This window comes from Gilliamella sp. LMG 34360 (genome assembly GCF_984568995.1).
Genome location: NZ_OZ474900.1, coordinates 1,499,033 through 1,519,895, shown reverse-complemented (window position 1 = coordinate 1,519,895; position 20,863 = coordinate 1,499,033). Strand labels below are relative to the sequence as shown.

Here is a 20,863-nt window from a genome sequence, read left to right as displayed (position 1 = left end):
ATGAGTAAACAAGATCGCAATTTTGATGATATCAGTGGCAAATTTGCACAAAATATTTATGGTACAACTAAAGGTCGAATTCGTGAAGCGGTAGTTTGGCAAGAACTTGAGAATATTTTAGCTAACTATCCTGCAAATAAACCCCTAAATATCCTTGATGCTGGTGGTGGACAAGGTCAAATCGCCTGTAGACTAGCTAAACTCGGCCACCATGTTACCATTTGTGATATTTCGCAACAAATGCTTGAACTAGCAAAACAAAAAGCGAGCGAGGGAAATATCGAAATCAATTGTCTTTGCTGCTCAATACAGCAACTTCATACTTTACTTGATGAACAGTTTGATATCGTTATTTGTCATGCCGTTTTAGAATGGGTTGCAGAGCCGATTGAATTAATTCAATCATTAAAAAAACATTTAAAGGTAAATGGCTATTTATCTTTGATGTTTTATAACTACCATGGACTGCTATTTAAAACAGTCACCTTGGGTAATTTTGGTTATACACAAGCAGGCCTTGCAAAACGTAAAAAAAAGACACTCTCCCCTGATTTTCCAAGAGAGCCTAAAGATGTCTATTATTGGCTGACCCAGTTAGATTTTAATATTTTACAAAAAATAGGAATTCGTATTTTCCACGACTATCTAGCGAATAAATCCAAGGCTGAAACTCAATTTGAACAGCTGTTAGAGCTTGAAAAACAATACTGTCGTACTGAACCTTATCTTAATTTAGCAAGATATATTTTAGTCACAGCGAAAAAGAATTAATTGATAAACGATTAACAATATCAAAAGAGTTATAATCTATTTCATAGGTTATAACTTGTTTATTCTAAATATTGTATCTATCTAACGATGTTAATTTAAGTAATATACCTGACATGACAGAATCATTGTCAGATCAAATAACAATTAATTAACTGATCTTATTCGTATTTTGTCAACTATCAACCCAATGGATATGCAAGTAATGATGATATGATATTATGAATTTTCAATGCGCACCAGCCTTGAAAATAAATCATCACTCGAAAAATTTGTCATAAATCGGTATTATAAGTGGATTCATTTTATTGGTTAAGGAATTTGATATGATCGTAGTAACTGGCGGTGCTGGATTTATTGGTAGTAATATTGTTAAGGGGTTAAATGACCAAGGACACAAAAATATTTTAGTGGTGGATGATTTAACCGACGGTACTAAATTTAGTAATTTAGTTGATTTAGATATCGCTGACTATATGGATAAAGACGAATTTATCTCATTAGTTGTAGCAGGTGAAGATATGGATATTGATGTTATTTTTCATCAAGGAGCTTGCTCATCGACCACCGAATGGGATGGCAAATTTATGATGGAAAACAACTATCAATATTCAAAAGACTTGTTAGATTGCTGTTTAGATCTTGATATTCCATTTTTATATGCATCTTCGGCTGCTACTTATGGTGGCCGCAGTGATAATTTCATCGAAGATCGCGCTTATGAAAAACCGCTGAATGTTTATGGTTATTCTAAATTTCTGTTTGACCAATATGTAAGACAAGTATTACCTAAAGCTAAGTCACAGGTTTGTGGATTCCGTTATTTTAACGTCTATGGACCACGTGAATCACATAAAGGTAGTATGGCAAGCGTTGCATTTCATTTAAATGAACAAATTAACAAAGGTGAAAAACCGAAACTATTTACTGGTAGTGATAACTTCAAACGCGATTTTATTTATGTAAGTGACGTTGTTGATGTAAATTTATGGTTTTGGAAAAATAAAATTTCAGGTATTTTCAATTGTGGCACAGGTCGAGCAGAATCATTCCAAACCGTAGCTGATGCTGTGGTCAATTATCATAGAAAAGGGGAAATAGATTATATTCCGTTCCCTGATAACCTTAAAGGACGATACCAAAGCTTTACTCAAGCTGATCTCACTAAATTTAGAGAAACTGGATGCCCAATTGAATTTAAAACTGTAACTGAAGGTACAACTGAATATATGAAATGGCTTAACGAACAATAGAAAGGAATTGATAAGATGAAAACACTCATTATTGGTCCTTCATGGGTTGGTGATATGATGATGTCACAAAGCCTATATCGTACTTTAAAGCAGCTTGATCCTCATAATGAAATTGATGTTATGGCCCCGGCTTGGAGTCGGGCTTTATTAAATAAAATGCCAGAAGTCAATCAGGCGCTTGAAATGCCAATCGGTCATGGTGAGTTTGCTTTCGCTAAACGTCGTCAAATAGGTAAATCATTACGAGCTAATCATTACGATCAAGCTATTGTTTTACCGAATTCATTTAAGTCTGCACTCATTCCATTTTTTGCCAAAATTCCTAAACGAACAGGCTGGAAAGGAGAACTGCGTTACGGATTATTAAATGATATTCGCACACTTGATAAAGCTGCGTTTCCTTTAATGGTTGAGCGCTATGTTGCGCTGGCTTATCCCAAAGATCAAATTCATTCAGCAAAAGATTTACCACAACCACTATTGTGGCCAAAACTGAGTGTTGAGCAGAAAGAAATTGATGAGGCATTAGTCACTTTTGCGATTCCACAAGATGAACCATTAATTGGCTTTTGTCCTGGTGCAGAATTTGGACCCGCTAAACGTTGGCCAGATTATCATTATGCTACACTTGCCGATATGCTGGTTAAACAAAATGCCAGAATTATAATCTTTGGTTCAGCCAAAGATCGAGAAGTTGGCGATCAGATTATTGCTAAAATGGTGCAAAGTGATAAATGTATCAATTTAGCAGGTCAAACCAAGCTAGAACAAGCTATTGCCTTAATCGCAGCTTGTAAAGCCATTGTGACCAATGATTCAGGATTAATGCATGTTGCTGCTGCATTAGATAGACCATTAGTTGCATTATATGGTCCAAGTAGCCCAGAGTTTACCCCTCCATTATCGGATAAAGCAGAAGTTATCCGTTTAATCACTGGTTATCATCGTGTTCGTAAAGGGGATGCTGAACAAGGTTATCATCAAAGCTTGATTGATATTAAACCAGATAATGTATTTGAAACTTTGATGAATCTTATCATGCGTAGTAAAAAGAGTAATGGATAATGCGTGTCTTAGTCGTTAAAACTTCATCAATGGGTGATGTGCTGCATACCCTACCAGCATTAACCGATGCAGCAAATAACATATCTGATATTACTTTTGATTGGGTAGTTGAAGAAAATTTTGCTCAAATACCTAGTTGGCACTATTCTGTAAATAATGTAATACCTGTTGCTATAAGACGTTGGCGCAAAAGTTGGTTTTCAAAAAATTCTCGCCAAGAACGTCATGCGTTTATCCAAACCCTTAGGCAACAAGAATATGATTGTATTATTGACGCGCAAGGACTTATTAAAAGCGCATTTCTTATAACTCGTAAAGCGCGAGGTATAAAGCATGGTTTGGATCGTCAAAGTATTAAAGAGCCCATTGCCAGTTGGTTTTATGATGTAAAACATGCTATTCCCAAGCAAATGCATGCCATTGAACGAGTTAGAATGTTGTTTGCTCAAAGCTTACAATACCCACTACCAGATTCAATGGGGGATTATGCTATTGCCCGCCATTTTCTATCGTCTCTACCTAGTGATAATCAACAGTATCTTGTTTTTTTACATGCTACAACTCGAGATGAAAAACACTGGACGGAAGAAGCATGGAGAAAATTAATTAAATTAACCCAAGCAACTGGATTAAAAATAAAATTACCTTGGGGAGCCGAACACGAACATCAAAGAGCGATTCGTCTTGCACAAGGTTTTAAGCATGTCGAAGTATTACCTAAACTATCACTGTCTGATGTTGCAACCATTATTGCTGGAGCAAAAGCAGTAGTTTCAGTTGATACAGGATTAAGCCATTTAACCGCTGCATTAGATCGCCCAAATATTACTCTATTTGGTGAAACCGACCCAAAATTAATTGGTGGTTATGGCAAAAATCAATTTAGTATAATTTCGCCTGAAAAAAGCATGCGCACTATTCAAGCCGAGCAAGTATACCAACAATTGGCTCAATTTTTATAACAACAAATCATAATTACGAAAAATAACAGGAAGCCGTTTAATGAATAAATATTGTGAACTCATTCGTGAAAAGTATGCCCAAATTGGAAGTAATGAACTAGGTTACATTGAAGATGCCCTAGGAGCCGTAATGCTGGTTCTAAATGAAGTAGTCGATTGCGAGCAAGTTCCTCAAAAACTAAAAGATAAAGCTGCCTATGCAGCAGCTAATTTGTTGATTAGTGATTATGAGGTGAAATAGCGGTTGGTAGATTGATAATAAAACGGGTAGATCTATCATCAGACTCAACAAAAATCGTTCCTTTATGGGTTTGGATAATTGATTTTACGATTGCCAACCCTATTCCTGCACCCGAAGTACCATTACGATGACGTGATTCATCTACTCGATAGAAACGGTCAAAAAGGTGAGGTAAATGCCGGCTATCAATTTTTTCACCTGGATTGGCAATAATAATTTTGACTCTTTTTACTGAAGTTTGACTTAAAGTAATGGTAATTACTTCATTTTGAGGAGTATAACGAATGGCATTGGATAAAATATTACTTATCGCTCGGCCTAACATCAATTTATCGCCTTGAATGTGTGAACAGTTACCCTCTAAATTAAATGTGATATTTTTCTCATCGGTGAGCGGTTCAAAATAGTCACACATCATGGTAAGCATACTAACCAAATCAATATCAATAAGATTTGGTACTAATTGATGATTATCGGCTTGAGCTAAAAAAAGCATATCTGAGATCATTTGTGACATTTTTTCATACTCTTCTAAATTGGAGTATAAAATCTCTCGATACTCTTCGGTGGAACGAGCATTATTCAAAACAATTTGCGTTTGGGTTGTTAGATTAGTAATGGGGGTTCTCATTTCATGAGCAATATCAGCCGTAAAGTTACGTTGCCGCTGAAAAACATCTTCCATACGATTAAGCATTTTATTGAACGCTCTCACTAAACTAATATATTTGGTTGGTACTGAGGATGTTGGTATTCGATAATTTAAACTTTTAAGATTGATTTTTTCTATCTTCTTAATAAGCCGATTAATCGGTTTTTGAGTATAATAAATTGAAATAAATGAACCAATCAATGCTAAAACACAAGAAATGGCAATCAGCAATCCTAAACCGTTTCTTAATCGACTGATAAATTCAAGCTGTAAATCGCGACCAACTGCCACAATAGTGGTGTATTGTTTGTTATTTTCAACTATAACTCTTGATGCAGCAATTCGATAAGATGATTTATTCAGATTGGATATGGTCGTACCGTGTTCAGTTATAATTTTTTCTAAATTTGAGGGTTTTAATGCAACAGCCAGATTAGGTCCACGTGTCCGATAAAGTACCTTACCTGATTCATCAATGATATAAACAAACAAGTGATGATGGCCAGTTAATATCAATAATAGATTTTGAAAAAGCTCATCACGATTGTCATTAGGTGAAAAATAAATAAGTTCACGTTCTATTGATGAGATAACTGAATTTAATTCGGATACATTTTGCTGGATGGAAAATTTTTCAAAAGAACTTTCAATAAGATAACTAAAACAATAAAGAAGCCCACAAGTTAGTAGGCAAACAATTAGTGGTAAACGAAAAGAAATAATGTTATTCCGCTTCATCCATTACATCCAATTTATATCCCATTCCACGTACGGTATGAATTAATTTAGGTTCAAAACCTGCATCAATTTTATTTCGCAATCGTCTAATCGCCACATCAATAACATTAGTATCACTATCAAAATTCATATCCCAAACTTGGGATGCAATCAGTGATCTTGGTAGAACTTCACCTGGATAACGTAAAAAATATTCTAATAACAGAAATTCTTTATTGGTTAAATCAATTCTTTTATCTGCTCGCGTTACTGTTCTTTTAGGTAAATCCATTACCAGATCAGCAATACTTAATTGATAATTATTGACTTGTGGAACATTGCGTCTGAGTAAGGATTTGACTCTTGCCAGTAATTCAGCAAAAGAAAACGGCTTAACTAAATAATCATCCGCACCTAAATTCAGTCCTTTAACTTTATCTTCGACACTGCCCATCGCAGTGAGTAACATAATTTGCGTGTCTTTTCCTGCTTCACGCAAAGATTGGACTATTTTCCAGCCAACGATATCTGGCAACATTACATCCAGAATAATTAAATCATAATCTTCTGTCATGGCTCTATGATAGCCATCTAAACCATTATCGGTTAAATCAACAATAAAACCTGATTCAACTAAACCCTGACGAAGATACTCACCTGTTTTATGTTCATCTTCAACAACTAACAATTTCATTTTGAGTATTTCCTTTGTTATTTTATATGATTATCGAAAATGTTTACTGCCGTAGTAGGATATATGAAAAAACCAAATGGTATCATGACATTTTAATGACTATATTGTAATAATTTGGTCATTAATTCGTTTGTTTAGCTTTGTTATAGTACTCACACAATGATTCATGAGGCTAGACATTATTGTTTCATTGTTTTATTTCCTTTCATCCATTCCTTGCAATTTAATGCAGCCCTAGTTTACCTAGGGTTTTTTTTTATCAAAAGCAATGTTGACAGTAGTCATTAGCCAAACAAGTACTAATTATTTTAGTATTTAGCCTAATTATTCTAACAAAATTAACCATCCTTGGATATGAATATATCTATTTTTTATGCAACACAACACCACTTTCAATATGATCGGTATAAGGAAACTGGTCAAACATAGCAAAATGCTTGATATTATGAGTTTCTATCAATTGCTGTAAATTATCCCATAAAGAAAGAGGATTGCAGGATATATAAATAATAGTATTGTAACTTTTAAGAATATTAATTGTATCACTATCTATTCCAGCACGAGGAGGATCAACCAGTACAGTTTGGCACTGATAATCATCAAGATTAATATCCTTTAATCGATTAAATTCACGTTCTTTTTTAATAGCACTGGTAAACTCAGCTGCGGATAGACGGGCAATAATTAAATTATCAATCTCATTTACTGCAATATTATATTGCGCTGAATATACAGACGCTTTCGCTATTTCTGTCGCTAACACCTTACGAAAGTTTTGAGCCAAAGCGATAGAAAAATTACCGTTGCCACAATAAAATTCAAGTAGATCACCTGGCAAACCTTTGGTAACTTCAATAGCCCACTCAAGCATTTTGATATTGACTGAGGCATTGGGTTGAGTAAAGCTATTTTCAACTTGACGATAAATAAAGGTTTTATCCAATATTGGTAAGGCCTCATCAACATAATCGACATCAATAGCAATTTTTTGATTACTCGCCCGACCAACGATATTAGCATCGATCCCCTGCTCGGCAAGTTGTAGCTTAAGTCTATTTGCCTCAGCAATCCAATCATCACTTAACTTTTTATGATACAAAAGGGTGATAAGTAATTGACCACTCAGTGTGGAAAAATAATCTATCTGAAACAATAAATGACGTAATAATTGATTATGCTTAAGCAATGGTAAAATAGCTTTCATTGCTTGATTAATCAATTTCGTTGCAATCGGAAAATCATCAATTCGTGTGCGCTTTTTCGTTTTTTTATCATACATAATATGGTAGATATCTTCACCATCATGCCATATTCTAAACTCAGCTCGCATACGGTAATGACTGATAGGAGAACTATAAACTTGCAATTCTGGAAGTGAGAAATCACTAAAAATCGTTTTTAAATGGGTTATTTTATTTTCAAGTTGAAGATCATATTTATCGTTCGAAAAAATTTCAGTCATATTCTGTAATGGGTGATTTTGTTAATTGTTAAAAGAAATATTGTCTATTATAAAAATAACAACAAGATTATATTAAGTTATTAAGTAAATATTGAGTTTTAATCCCTTATTTTAACTAATGTCATAAAATTTATTTTGATATCTTAACACAAAGGCAAAGTGTATTATAAATAAAGATTCCGTTACAAGCATTGATAAGAGTTGATGAATCAATTATTCTTTAATTTTTATACTTAAACGTATGCTTAACCTCAAACTTTTTTACAAAGTATTTAATTAGCGTAATTGATATACTATAAAATGAACAAAATGAATATTGATGTTAGTTACTCACTACGTTTTATTGATTGTAGTTATAACGATTGCCGTTATAATGTGTCTCAAAATTTAAGATAGAATGATCAATATGACTGCAAAAACTTTTTCAGATTTAGAATTAGATGAGATTTTAATTCAAAATCTACAAACACAAAACATCCACACTCCAACAGTAATCCAAACTCAAACGATACCTGTCGCATTAGATGGCAAAGATATTTTAGGGTCGGCGCCAACGGGTACGGGTAAGACACTTGCTTTCTTAATTCCTGCTGTGCAACATTTATTGGATTTTCCACGTCGCAAACCGGGACCACCTCGTATTTTGGTTTTAACACCTACTCGAGAGTTAGCGATGCAAATAGCTGAGCAAGCTAAACGATTAACGCAATCCACTCATTTAAGCATAGCCACAATAACCGGAGGCGTTGCTTATATGAACCATGCTGAAGTATTCAGTAAAAATCAAGATATTGTGATTGCGACAACTGGACGGTTATTGCAATACATTAAAGAAGAAAATTTTGACTGTCGAGCTGTTGAAATGCTTATTTTAGATGAAGCAGACCGTATGTTAGATATGGGATTCTCTCAAGATGTTGAAACCATATCAGCAGAAACTCGCTGGCGCAAACAAACACTACTCTTTTCTGCAACGCTAGAGGGTGAAGGATTACATAATTTTGCTAATCGCATATTAAATGAACCCATTGAAATTAATGCCGATCCTTCACGAAAAGAACGTAAAAAGATTTTACAATTCTATTATCGTGCCGACAATTTAGAGCATAAAGTAGCCTTACTCATTCATTTATTAAAGCAAGAAGAATTGAAAAAGACGATCGTTTTTGTACGTAAGCGTGAACGGGTACATGAATTGGTTAGCTTGTTACATCAGGCCGGAATCCATAGCTGTTATTTAGAAGGTGAAATGGTTCAAGCTAAACGTAACGAAGCAATTAAAAGAATGAACAACCATACTGTTAATGTACTGGTTGCAACCGATGTTGCGGCTCGTGGCATTGATATTGATGATATTACCCATGTTATTAATTTTGATGCACCTAAAACAGCCGACGTCTATTTGCATCGTATCGGTCGTACTGCGCGTGCGGGGAAAAAAGGGACCGCGATTATGTTGGTCGAAGCTCATGACAACGAATTGTTACAAAAAATTGAGCGTTACATCAAAGAACCAATAAAGTTACGAACCATTGATGAGTTACGCCCAAAAACGAAAGCTCCAAAACCGGCAACTAAGAAAAAACCTTCACAAAAAGCGAAATTGAAAAATGCTTCCAAAAAAGAAGATAACAAAAAGAAAAAAGTCAAAATACGCCATCGCGATACTAAAAATAAAGGTAAACCGAAGAAATTAATAAATACTACCGAATGATAATTTATCAGTTAATAGTTTAAACTTATGTTATCAATTGTTTATAACAACTTGGAGTGTAAGTTTAAATTGTTATAATGTCCCACATATTAAAAAGCATTAAATAGTTAGGAGAACCATAATGACTTTAGTCACTCGTAAAGCCCCAGATTTTACATCAGCAGCAGTGTTAGGCTCAGGTGAAATCGTTGAAGATTTCAATTTAGCTAAACACATTAATGGCAAATATGCTGTTGTATTCTTTTGGCCAATGGATTTTACATTTGTATGTCCATCAGAAATCATCGCTTTCGATCATCGTTTAGAAGAATTCAAAAAACGTGGCGTTGAGATTATTGGGGTTTCTATGGATTCACAATATGTACATAATGCATGGCGTAATACTCCACAAGATAAAGGCGGTATTGGTGAAGTAAAATTCCCAATTGTTGCAGATATAAAACACTCTATTATGCAAGCCTACGGCGTTGAACATCCTGAAGCTGGTGTTGCTCTTCGCGCATCATTCTTTATTGATAAGTCAGGTGTTGTACGTCATGAAACGATCAATGATTTACCAATCGGTCGTAATATTGACGAGATGATTCGTATTGTTGATGCTTTCCAATTCCATGAAGAACACGGTGAAGTTTGCCCTGCTCAATGGACCAAAGGTAAACAAGGTATGCAGGCTAACCCAAATGGTGTTGCTAGCTACCTAAAACAACATGGTAACGAAATTTAGTAAACTGTTTTTCCCTTTTATTCATACATCCTTTTAGCTTACACTTTGCTTAACCGGAGTTCATCTCCGGTCTTTTTTTATTTAAAGAATTGAATAAGTAAAACGAATAACTATTTTTTAACTCTATATCTAATAATTTTTTTGAGTATATCTTTGACTACATTGTAGCGTGTAATCCTACAATACCAATAATAATAAAAGTAAGTCCAAATAAGCGAGGAAGATTTTTCGGCTCATTAAAAATAAACATATTAGCCAATACCGCACCTGACGTACCAAGCCCAACCCATACAGGATAGACTATACTTAAATCCAGATATTGAAGTGAAAAATAAAATAATGTAAACGAAACAAAAAAACCACCCCAATACAGTGTTAATCGAAACACACTTTTTTGTTGCGAATAGAGCTTAAGGCCAATAGCGCCAATAACTTCAAAAATTGCAGCCGTTAAAATAAATAACCATCCCATATTGTAATCCAAATTTCAGTTAATCAACTATCTGCTCGTTTAAGTTGCACAACGCCAATAATTATTAATGCAACAAACAATATTTCAATAAGTTTGATTTCTTTACCAAACACGACCATATCAATAGCAAGTGAGCCTATCGCTCCGACACCAGAAAATATTGCATACACAGTACCTGTAGGAATTGTCTTGCATGCATTTGTTAAAAACGTAAAATCAACAATAATTATGAGTATAACAATAACCCAATGCCACCACTGACTGGCAGTAGTAAAACCAAATACCCAACACAATTCAAAAAAGCAGGTCAGTATCACAAATGCCCACTCTTTATTCGCGCTAAACATAGTTACCCCGTTTTTATTACTATCTATTTTGTTACAATCTATTTTTTTAATGCAATCTATATGTTAAATATGCTGATTCTGCTATTTTGCCAATAAGCATCGACAAAACTATAGATGGTTCGCAAACAAAGTATTTGCCACCAAAAGAACTTAAATATTATTTACAAAGAAACAACTTAATTGAATGCTAATTAGATTTTTAAAATTAGTATGATATTAAAATATCTATCGTTTCTAAAAACTTAAAAAATTTTATCCTTATTTATCAAATGTATAAGATATTTTATAATGAAGAAAGACAAAAAGCAAGAATAAAACTGTTATTATTCAATGTTTGACACTTTTACAGATAAAATTATAGTGAATAATGAGAACAATAAATAACTTAAAGCAGCTAAATAATCGCCAAGTTTAATCAATTTAATCGTTAGTTTGGCGATTTTATTTAATTGATTGAGCTAGAATGAAAGTTTAGTACTTACAAAAAATGTCCGCCCTGATTCATTATACGTTGCAGCTCCTGCACCCTTAACGGTTACGATACCATTTACTGGATTTTTTAAGGTTGTGGAATTACCCTCTCGGAATAAGCGCTTATTAAACACATTATCTATTCCAGCCGTTAACGTAACGTTTTTATTAAATTGATATTGCCCACTAAAATTTAAAATAGCATAAGGACTAAGTTGGTGAGTTGCACTATCCGTAGCTTTATTCCCAAGATAATCATATTTTTTCGGCTTTTGTTTACCAAACCAAGTGACCGTAGTTAACAACGACAATTTATCGGTTGTTTGCCAGTCTATTGATGAATTCAACGTATATTTTGATATTATTGATAAATAATCGCCAGTCTTTTTATTTTTTGACTGCAACATCCAAGTTAGGTTATTTCGAAACTTGATTGTTGAAGTAACGGGAATCGTTAAGCTGCCTTCCAATCCCTCTACAACAGATTTGGGCACATTTTGCCATTGAAAAATATTTGAATTGCCAAATTTATTTTTTCCACCTTGCGCATGACCCACCACTTTTGTGCCAGAATCAATTTTATCATGATAATCATTACGGAAATAAGTTATGCCAGCAATTAATCCTTCATTATTATGAAACTCAAGCCCAATTTCTTTATTGACGCTTGTTTCCGCTTTTAAATTTTTGTTACCAATTAAATAACAACTGCCACCCGCACTATGACAACCTTGCCCACGACTATAAAGAAGATAGTTTGGGTTAGTTTGATATAAGTTAGGTGCTTTATAAGCTCTAGCAATACCAAGTTTTAGACTGAAATAGTCGCCTAATTCTTGGGATAAGTTCAAACTTGGACTCCAGTTACCACCTGATTTACTTTGATGATTATATCGTAATGTAGGTGTAAGCATGGTAGTTTGTGTCAGTTCAATGTTATCTTCGATAAACACCCCCCAAAGATTAGCTGATGAGTTTTCACTGCGCATTTTATCTTTGATCCAAGATATGCTTCCTCCTTCTTCAACGGATTGATTATTTGAGGTTGGATCTTTCATTTTTTGATGATTATATTCACCACCAACAGTCATAGTTTGGGGTGCCGCCATAGTTAATGGGAAGCTGGTCTCATTATGTAAAGTAACATTATTATATTTAATGGTAGAAAAACTATCCTTATCAAATCGACCTTCAGTTCCACCAGCTAAACCTTCATTTAAACGGGTATTATGTGTTTTTTCAAATTGAATATAAGATATTGTATTTAAGCCGTTGTCCCAATATGCTCGATGAGTTATTGAATAATTTTGACGAATCATTTTGTTAGTTTCATCATTATAAAAACGACTCACCAATTGATTAGGATTATTATTCTGTGTATCTCCGGCATAAATATTTCCTTGTCGGCTAATGCTCGTTTCAAATTCAATTGATTGTTTATCAGTGATATCCCACCGCAATAGACCATTGAGATCTTTATTGCGCACCCCTTCCTGTCCTGCACTGACCGAATTCGGATTAATTTGATGTTTTTTGTTGATATCCCACTCATCAGCATCGGTTTTATTGATATTGCCGTATAGACGCACACTTAGATTATCGGTTAATCCACCTGTTAATAAAAAGTTAGTCCTTTTTGTTGAACCTTCCTCACTGTGAGATGGTACATTAATATAACTATTTAAAGATCCATGCCACTCTTTAGCGGGTTGTTTCGTTATAATATTTACTACGCCTCCTGCTGCACCATCACCATAACGAGCTGCTGCTGGACCACGAAGCACGTCAATTCTTTCAATAATATCTACGGGGATCCAATTCGTATCGCCTCTTGTGTCTCGCTCACCGCGCCAACCATATCGAACAGACATACGGCTTTTTACTGGTCTTCCATCAACTAAAATAAGCGTATTTTCAGGTCCCATTCCTCGAATATCAATTTGTCGATTATTACCACGTTGACCACTTGTTGAATTACCCGTCAAACTGACACCTGGCATAGTACGAATAATTTCGGAAATATCGTTTTTGGGCGGCATTTTGCTCAGATCTTTTTGGCTGATAACCGAAACACCCAATGCTTGTTTAGCTTGCTCTGCTGCTGTCACAACCATCACATCATCTGAATCACTTGCCTTATGAGTTAATGAATTTTTGATATCAGCATTAGCATTATGACATGCAAGACTAACAAGTGTGGCAATAAAACAAGTCGATTTATATTTTGAACACATATATTATCCCTAATATTATTCTTCAATAATGATTATCATTATCAAGTGGCAGTAATATAAATCAAACTATCATATATTCAAGTTGATTAATAACTATTTGCTCAAATACTGGTTAATGAATGTTAAAATTTATTTGAATGCCATCTTGTAAAGCTATAATCGCAGCTGTTTTATGGGATTGTTGTGGGTAAACTTTGTAACTTAAATTTAAGTTATGAATCTTAGCTTGTTTTAATTGATCAAATAGATGTTTCGAATTATCCACCATTTTACGATTTTGCCGATGCTTTAATAAGAGATTCTGCTTTTCCTTGGGTAACTTGCGATCAAAAGGAAGTAAAGATTGTTCAGATCCCCCTACAGAGATAAGTAAATTGACGGGATTGATGAGTGGTGGCTGATTATCTAATAAGTATTTCGATAATACTTTAAACATATATCCATCGCTAAACCACATAGATGGACTCGATACCACATAGGTATTAAAAATCACTGGTTTTGTTAAAAAAATATATAAATTAAATAATCCACCGTATGAATGTCCAAAAATAGCTTGCTGTTTTAAATTAATCTTATAGCGTTTTTCCATTTCAGGTTTAAGTTCTTTTGTTAAAAAATCATAAAACGCATCTGCTCCACCATATTTACCAGATAAATTAATTTGATTATTCGGTAAGGTCTCATAAACAAAATGATCTGGTTTAGGTAAAAAATCAAAATCACGACGTGTTTGATTGAGATAGTCAATTGCGACAATTATACCTTCTTGAAGAATGCAACGCTCACAAGCTTGGCTTTTAATAATGTCACTTGCTGTTAAAAAATAACTGTCACCATCAAGAAGATAAATAATTGGCCAACCACCTTTCGGTGTAGGTTTATTAGGAGTATAAATAGTAACTTTATAATCACCATTTGCCGTTGAATGAAATTTTTCAGTCTGAGCATTAGGAATAACCACGTTGTTTGTAGAAATGGATTTTGATTGGCAACCTGTTATGATCAAGAGCATTATTATATATAACAGAGTGAAACGTGGCATAGCTTATCCTAAACAATCAGAGCTTGCTGGAACAAATTAATGAATACATCTAACTTATTCAATAATAAACTTAATAAAATGATGCCACTGCCGAATGGTTAATTCGACAGTTTACATCCATATGTTTAGACTGAAAAAGTGTTACGATAAGCAACGATATCTTCAATTGTGACAACGGGTAAATGATGTTGTTTGGCAAATTCGACAACTTGTGGTGCCCTTGCCATCGATCCATCATCATTAGTTAACTCACAAATTACAGCGGCTGGTTTAAAACCTGCTAATGAAACCAAATCAACTGATGCTTCAGTATGCCCTCGGCGATTCAAAACACCTCCCTCTTTAGCCACTAATGGAAATACATGTCCAGGATGGTTTAAATCACTGGGTTTCGCATTATCAGCAACGGCGGCTTTTACAGTCGTCACTCTGTCTGCGGCAGATACTCCAGTAGTAACGCCTTTTGCGGCTTCAATTGTAATGGTAAAAGCAGTATGATTTTTACTGGTGTTATTGGTGACCATCATAGGCAATTCTAATTTGTCACAAAAAGATTGTGGCATACATAAACAAACGATACCACTTCCATATCGAATAGTTAGAGCCATTTGTTGAGTTGTAATTGTTTCTGCTGCCCAAATGATATCGCCTTCATTTTCGCGATCTTCATCATCTAAAACTAATACCCCAGATCCTGCCTTAATTGAAGCAATAGCTTTTTTTACTCGCTCAATTGGTGTTCCAAATTCATTTAAATTAAACTGATTCATGGTAGATACCTATCCTGTTTTATTAAGTTAATTATATTTATTCTTAATTAAAATAAACCTAATCCAAACTAATATTTCATGTAACTAATTGAGATAAGTTTACATATAAAATAATTGCCAAAAGCAAAGTTAAATTAGTTAAGTTATAAATATATTAAATACCAGAATCAGGGCAAGTGCTTGACCATAGTGATTTTGCTATAAAGCAAATATAGAAAAGATAAGCCACTCTCTTTCATCCAGACTTTAACTGTCGGCTTTGGAATCTCACCAAATCTGCTTGTCCTCAATAAAATTGAAATTTATTAAGCGCTCGTGGGCTATAACCACCGGTGGGGAATTACGCCCCGCCCTGAGAATTTTGTCAGCGAACTGACCGCCAACACTATAATATAAAATAGGAAAAAACACACGGATATTTTATAAAGTTAAAAAAATTGCCGCATCATGCGGCAATCTTTGATATAAATAAGGTAATTAGCTCATACGAATTTCACGTAAATGTCGTTTTTCAGCACGTCGCATCCAAAGCCATGAAATGAAACCAATAATACCCACAATTAACAATATAATCGTTGCTAACGCATTAACTTGTGGATCGACACCTAAACGTACTTTCGAGAATATAAGTTTCGGTAACGTCATTGCACCTGGTCCAGTCACAAAATTCGCGATAACCACATCATCAAGCGATAAGGTAAATGCCAACAACCAACCAGAAACAAGAGCTGGAGCAATCATAGGCAAAGTGATAATGAAAAATACCTTTAATGGATTTGCACCCAAATCTAATGCGGCTTCTTCAATTGACTTATCCAACTCTCGTAATCTAGCACTAATAACAACGGTCACATATGCAGTACAAAACGTTGCATGAGCCATCCAAATGGTCATTGCTCCTCGTTCCTTAGGCCAACCAAGCACTTGTCCCATTCCAACAAACAGTAATAATAATGCTAGACCCGTTATCACATCAGGCATAACAAGCGGTGCGGTTGTCATAAAAGAGAATAAATTAGAGCCACGGAATCGTTTAAATCGAATAATGGCAAAAGCAGCTAAAGTACCAAGTACGATTGCCAACGAAGCAGCCCCAGCAGCAATACTCAAGCTTAATCCTACCGCTTTAAGTAAAGCTTGATTATGAACCAATTCAAAATACCATTTGGTCGAAAATTCAGCCCAAACTGTAACAAGTCTTGAACTATTGAACGAATAAATGATTAAAATAATCATAGGGATATATAAAAAGGATAAACACAATAAAATAATTAATCCTTTTAAACATCGAACTAATAGCGATATTGTTACAAGACCAGTCAAAATAAGGCTAAATACCAAACATCCCACATATAAGTTAATACTGCCCAATAAAGCAAAGCCTGATGCCGAAATTAAAATCGACAGCACTAATGAACCTAAAAATGAGGAGATAAAAACAATCAATGCAGATCGCATAATTAATGGTAAATTGTTCATTTATTTACCTCCCATTTGTCGGTTCTGAAATTTATTAAAGTAGTAAATAGGCACGATTAATATCAATAACATCACGGTTGCAACAGCAGAAGCAGCTGGCCAATCATGATTATTAAAGAATTCAGCCCACAGTTGTGTACCAATCATTAAACTATCTGATGGGCCTAACAGTTCAGGTATTACATATTCCCCTACCGCAGGAATAAAGACCAACATTCCCCCAGCAATAACCCCGTTTTTGGTTAAAGGCACAATAATGTTAAAGAAAGTTTTAATTGGCTTACAACCTAAATCTAAAGCTGCTTCAATAAGCGTGTTATCGACTTTGCTTAACGAGGTATAAATTGGCAATACAACAAATGGTAGATAAGAATAGACAATACCAATATAAACCGCTAAATAGGTTTTCATAATTATTAAAGGTTGATCAATAACCCCCAACCACATTAAGAAATTATTTAAAAGTCCATTAGGATTTAAAATACCAATCCAAGCATAAACACGAATTAAAAATGAAGTCCAAGAAGGCAAAATAATCAACAATAATAAAATATTTCGACTCGATGGTTTACACTGTGATATAGCCCAAGCTAACGGATAACCAATTAAAATGCATAACAGTGTTGAGATAGCTGCGACTTTTAATGATTGTAAATAAGAATCGATGTAGATAGTATCTTCAAATAAATTGAAATAATTACCAAAATTTAAAACAATATTAAGTAAACCATCTTCATAACTCAACAGATCAGTATAAGGAGGTACCGCGATAGCAGCTTCCGAAAAACTGATACGAAAAACAATCAAAAACGGCAATAAAAATAACAATAGCATCCATAAATAAGGAATCGCTATCACTAATAGACGCCCATACAATGTCATTAAGTCAGAATCATCTCGTTGTTGACGCATTTTTTTGAATGCAAAATAAATCGCAACTAAACCCAACCCAGCAGGTATATATAAAATACTGCCTGCTATAATTAAACGGTAAGCGAATTTAGAGGGTTTATAATGCACCAAATATGCACCTAAACAAGATAATAGTAGACTTAATACCATAGAGGTAAATAACGCATCTAAAAACAAATTGTCAAATGCATTTGTTGTTACAAAACGTAAATAAACATTGAGTAACACCAATGCATTTAGAAACAAACCACAATAAATGGATCGCATCAATATATCCTCTTGTGTTTATTCAGTAAGTACAACGCAACTATCAATTTCCCAACTGAGGTTAATGACATCGCCCCAAGTTGGCATACCTTTACGATAGCGATGTTCGTTTTGTAGTTGAGCAATAATAATTTGTCCACTTTCCAATTTAACGTGATAAATAGAGAGATCACCTAAATAGGCTATTTCAACCACTTCACCGGTTGCAAAATTGTAGCCTTCTTTTGGTATTTCATCACAAAGTTTAATTTTTTCTGGTCGTAAGGCAACCTGAATTGGAACACCTTCAACAGCAGGTGAATCATAATCCACTTTTAAAGGATGTTTAATCATAGGACAACTGATGATTAAGCCATCTTCTAATGTTTCTTGCAAAATACCGTCAAAGACATTGACTGAGCCAATAAATTCAGCACTATAACGACTATTTGGATGTTCATAGATTTCTTCAGGCTCACCAATTTGAACAAATTGTCCTTTATTCATAATTGCAATACGCCCTGCCATTGTCATGGCTTCTTCTTGATCATGAGTAACCATTACACATGTAGCGCCAACTTGCTCTAAAATACTCACGACTTCAAGCTGCATTCGATCACGCAGTTGTTTATCTAATGCCCCCATTGGTTCGTCCAACAATAGTAATTTAGGTCTTTTTGCTAAACTTCTTGCCAAAGCAACACGTTGTCTTTGACCACCTGATAATTGGTGTGGCTTGCGCTTACCAAATTGTTCCATATGCACAAGTGCTAACATTTCTTCAACACGATGCTTAATTTCACTCTTGTCTAATCTGTCTTGTTTTAGACCAAAAGCTATATTTTGCTCAACCGTCATGTGAGGAAAAAGAGCATACGATTGAAACATCATGTTAATAGGACGATTATAAGGAGGGACTTGTGATAAATCCTTACCATCGAGAATAATTTGTCCAGACGTTGGTTGTTCAAAACCAGCAAGCATCCGCAATAATGTTGATTTACCACTACCCGAAGCACCTAATAAAGCAAAAATTTCTCCGGTATAAATGGTTAAATTTACATCATCGACAGCATAATAATCATCATTGAAAACTTTCGTTAAATTTTTGATCTCCAATAGTGGAGTTATCATCTTTTTTTTAGGCTGTACCTGATTTGTTGTTTTATCGTTCACGCTTTTTTCCTCATAACAACAAGCCATAAAAAACGAGACGGAAAGATTATTGAATCTCCCCGTCTAGAATAAATAAGTCAATTATTTGACATTTTCAAACGGCTATTTGCCCGTTTTAAGTTTTGTCCATGTGCGAGTGATCACACGTTCAAGTTTTGGTTCTTTCACTGTTAAAGTGAATAGTTTTTCCATTACTTCCGGTCTTGGATAAACCGCAGGATCGTTCTTCACTTCTGGTTTAACAAACTGATCGTTAGCAACTTTATTCGCACTTGCAAAGTTAACATCATTAGTCACTTGTGCAGCGATTTCTGGTTTTAAAATGAAGTTTAAAAACTCATGAGCTTCATCAGGATTTGCTGAATCTTTTGGAATAGCAAATGTATCAAAGAAAACTAACGCGCCTTCTTTCGGAATTTGATAACCAATGTGCACACCATTTTTTGCTTCATTAGCTCTATCACGAGCTTGTAAAATGTCTCCAGACCAACCTAAAATCACACAAATATCACCATTCGCTAAATCAGTAATATATTGAGATGAATGGAAATAACGGATATATGGTCTGACTTTCGACAACAACTCGTAAGTTGCACCCGTGTAATCTTTTGCATCTGTACTGTTTGGATTTTTGCCTAAATATTGAAGAGCACTTGAAAAGATTTCAGTTGGAGCATCTAAAAATGCCACACCACAATCTTTAAGTTTTTCCATATTTTCAGGGTTAAAAACTAAATCCCAACTATCAACAGGAGCATTATCTCCTAGGCGTTCTTTAACTTTATCAATGTTATAACCGATACCTGTAGTCATCCATACATAAGGGATCGCATACTTGTTATCTGGATCATGGTTAGCCATTAATTTCATTAAATTTGGATCAAGATTTTTCCAATTTGGCAATTTATTTTTATCTAATGGCAGATAAATATCAGCTTTAATCTGTCTTTCTAAAAAACTGTCCGATGGTGAAACGACATCGAAACCAGAATGGCCAGCCATTAGCTTACCTTCAAGAGCCTCGTTAGAGTCATACACATCATAAACAAGTTTGATTCCTGTCGATTTTTCAAAATCACTGATAGTACTATTACCAATCTGACCTGCCCAATTATAAAAATGCACAACGCGATCTTTAGCTATAGCAGATTGAGATAATGCTAGTGAAACACCAGCTATGATTGAAAGAATTGTTTTACGTTGAGTAAACATGCTCACCACTTCTCCTCTAGTTAGGGATATTACATGTTAGACACAAGCCCATTGTGAAAAACAACGGACCCCCAAATTTTGCCATTATTCGTTATTGAATGATATGGCGAAACCGAGATAATCAGGCAATCACAAGTCATTAATAAGGCTAATGAACATGTAGAGCTAACCTTGCATTACGAGGGATAAAATACATTTTTTTTTTGAGATGTCTACTTAAAAAATCAAATATCTTAAGTTTCAGGATTGA

General features: G+C 34.5%; 18 protein-coding genes, 1 pseudogene and 1 riboswitch. Of the genes and pseudogenes, 7 read left to right on the top strand and 12 right to left on the bottom strand.

Annotated elements, in window-relative coordinates; all coding sequences use genetic code 11:
- From AC5LW9_RS06770 to AC5LW9_RS06750, 5 genes are all read left to right on the top strand, one after another.
- A complete protein-coding gene (locus AC5LW9_RS06770; protein WP_198227793.1) occupies positions 1-771 on the top strand; it encodes a methyltransferase domain-containing protein in 771 nt (256 codons plus the stop codon).
- A 323-nt stretch (positions 772-1,094) separates the two neighbouring features.
- Positions 1,095-2,021 carry an ADP-glyceromanno-heptose 6-epimerase gene (gene rfaD, locus AC5LW9_RS06765; protein ID WP_198227794.1) on the top strand — a complete coding sequence of 309 codons (927 nt, stop codon included), beginning with the start codon at positions 1,095-1,097 and terminating at the stop codon, positions 2,019-2,021.
- A 15-nt stretch (positions 2,022-2,036) separates the two neighbouring features.
- Entirely contained in the window at positions 2,037-3,086 is a 1,050-nt protein-coding gene (rfaF, locus tag AC5LW9_RS06760) for an ADP-heptose--LPS heptosyltransferase RfaF (RefSeq protein ID WP_493456576.1), read from the top strand.
- Entirely contained in the window at positions 3,086-4,048 is a 963-nt protein-coding gene (gene rfaC / locus AC5LW9_RS06755; RefSeq protein ID WP_198236256.1) for a lipopolysaccharide heptosyltransferase RfaC, read from the top strand. The genes rfaF and rfaC overlap by 1 nt, the downstream gene beginning before the upstream one ends.
- Before the next feature lie 40 nt (positions 4,049-4,088).
- Positions 4,089-4,289: a YaeP family protein gene (locus tag AC5LW9_RS06750; RefSeq protein WP_198236255.1), complete on the top strand. Its 201-nt coding sequence runs from the start codon at positions 4,089-4,091 to the stop codon at positions 4,287-4,289.
- On the opposite strand, the gene AC5LW9_RS06745 is transcribed toward AC5LW9_RS06750, so the two are convergent.
- The 3 genes from AC5LW9_RS06745 to trmA all read right to left on the bottom strand — a co-directional run bounded on the left by AC5LW9_RS06745 (position 4,267) and on the right by trmA (position 7,814).
- Positions 4,267-5,679 carry a heavy metal sensor histidine kinase gene (locus tag AC5LW9_RS06745; RefSeq protein WP_198236254.1) on the bottom strand — a complete coding sequence of 471 codons (1,413 nt, stop codon included), beginning with the start codon at positions 5,677-5,679 and terminating at the stop codon, positions 4,267-4,269. The genes AC5LW9_RS06750 and AC5LW9_RS06745 overlap by 23 nt on opposite strands.
- Positions 5,666-6,352 carry a heavy metal response regulator transcription factor gene (locus AC5LW9_RS06740; protein WP_198227802.1) on the bottom strand — a complete coding sequence of 229 codons (687 nt, stop codon included), beginning with the start codon at positions 6,350-6,352 and terminating at the stop codon, positions 5,666-5,668. Before AC5LW9_RS06740 ends, AC5LW9_RS06745 begins: the two co-directional genes overlap by 14 nt.
- A gap of 364 nt (positions 6,353-6,716) precedes the next feature.
- Positions 6,717-7,814, bottom strand: coding sequence for a tRNA (uridine(54)-C5)-methyltransferase TrmA (gene trmA, locus AC5LW9_RS06735; RefSeq protein WP_493456575.1), 1,098 nt, complete (start codon positions 7,812-7,814; stop codon positions 6,717-6,719).
- 406 nt (positions 7,815-8,220) lie between these two features.
- On the opposite strand from trmA, the gene srmB reads away from it, so the two are divergent.
- The gene (gene srmB, locus AC5LW9_RS06730; protein WP_493456574.1) at positions 8,221-9,528 is read left to right on the top strand and encodes an ATP-dependent RNA helicase SrmB; all 1,308 of its coding nucleotides are present in this window, start codon (positions 8,221-8,223) and stop codon (positions 9,526-9,528) included.
- 121 nt (positions 9,529-9,649) lie between these two features.
- Positions 9,650-10,252: a peroxiredoxin C gene (locus AC5LW9_RS06725; protein WP_039127151.1), complete on the top strand. Its 603-nt coding sequence runs from the start codon at positions 9,650-9,652 to the stop codon at positions 10,250-10,252.
- Between the two features lie 157 nt (positions 10,253-10,409).
- On the opposite strand, the gene AC5LW9_RS06720 is transcribed toward AC5LW9_RS06725, so the two are convergent.
- The 9 genes and pseudogenes from AC5LW9_RS06720 to AC5LW9_RS06680 all read right to left on the bottom strand — a co-directional run bounded on the left by AC5LW9_RS06720 (position 10,410) and on the right by AC5LW9_RS06680 (position 20,613).
- Entirely contained in the window at positions 10,410-10,724 is a 315-nt protein-coding gene (locus AC5LW9_RS06720; RefSeq protein ID WP_039127148.1) for a DMT family transporter, read from the bottom strand.
- Between the two features lie 23 nt (positions 10,725-10,747).
- Positions 10,748-11,071, bottom strand: a complete 324-nt coding sequence (locus AC5LW9_RS06715) for a DMT family transporter (RefSeq protein WP_198227808.1) — start codon at positions 11,069-11,071, stop codon at positions 10,748-10,750.
- A gap of 458 nt (positions 11,072-11,529) precedes the next feature.
- The gene (locus AC5LW9_RS06710) at positions 11,530-13,776 is read right to left on the bottom strand and encodes a TonB-dependent siderophore receptor (RefSeq protein WP_493456573.1); all 2,247 of its coding nucleotides are present in this window, start codon (positions 13,774-13,776) and stop codon (positions 11,530-11,532) included.
- Positions 13,777-13,888: 112 nt separating this feature from the next.
- Positions 13,889-14,818, bottom strand: coding sequence for an alpha/beta hydrolase (locus AC5LW9_RS06705; protein ID WP_493456572.1), 930 nt, complete (start codon positions 14,816-14,818; stop codon positions 13,889-13,891).
- A gap of 125 nt (positions 14,819-14,943) precedes the next feature.
- Entirely contained in the window at positions 14,944-15,588 is a 645-nt protein-coding gene (gene ribB / locus AC5LW9_RS06700) for a 3,4-dihydroxy-2-butanone-4-phosphate synthase (protein ID WP_086318580.1), read from the bottom strand.
- 223 nt (positions 15,589-15,811) lie between these two features.
- A riboswitch (FMN riboswitch) is annotated at positions 15,812-15,952 on the bottom strand.
- Between the two features lie 113 nt (positions 15,953-16,065).
- Positions 16,066-16,824 carry an ABC transporter permease subunit gene (locus tag AC5LW9_RS06695; protein ID WP_086318584.1) on the bottom strand — a complete coding sequence of 253 codons (759 nt, stop codon included), beginning with the start codon at positions 16,822-16,824 and terminating at the stop codon, positions 16,066-16,068.
- Positions 16,825-17,067: 243 nt separating this feature from the next.
- Positions 17,068-17,937 (bottom strand): annotated as a pseudogene (gene potH, locus AC5LW9_RS06690) (putrescine ABC transporter permease PotH); the annotation flags it as partial.
- A gap of 327 nt (positions 17,938-18,264) precedes the next feature.
- Positions 18,265-19,359: a putrescine ABC transporter ATP-binding subunit PotG gene (potG, locus tag AC5LW9_RS06685; RefSeq protein WP_232352512.1), complete on the bottom strand. Its 1,095-nt coding sequence runs from the start codon at positions 19,357-19,359 to the stop codon at positions 18,265-18,267.
- Positions 19,360-19,503: 144 nt separating this feature from the next.
- Positions 19,504-20,613, bottom strand: a complete 1,110-nt coding sequence (locus AC5LW9_RS06680; protein ID WP_086318578.1) for an extracellular solute-binding protein — start codon at positions 20,611-20,613, stop codon at positions 19,504-19,506.
- Between the last annotated feature and the right edge of the window lie 250 nt (positions 20,614-20,863).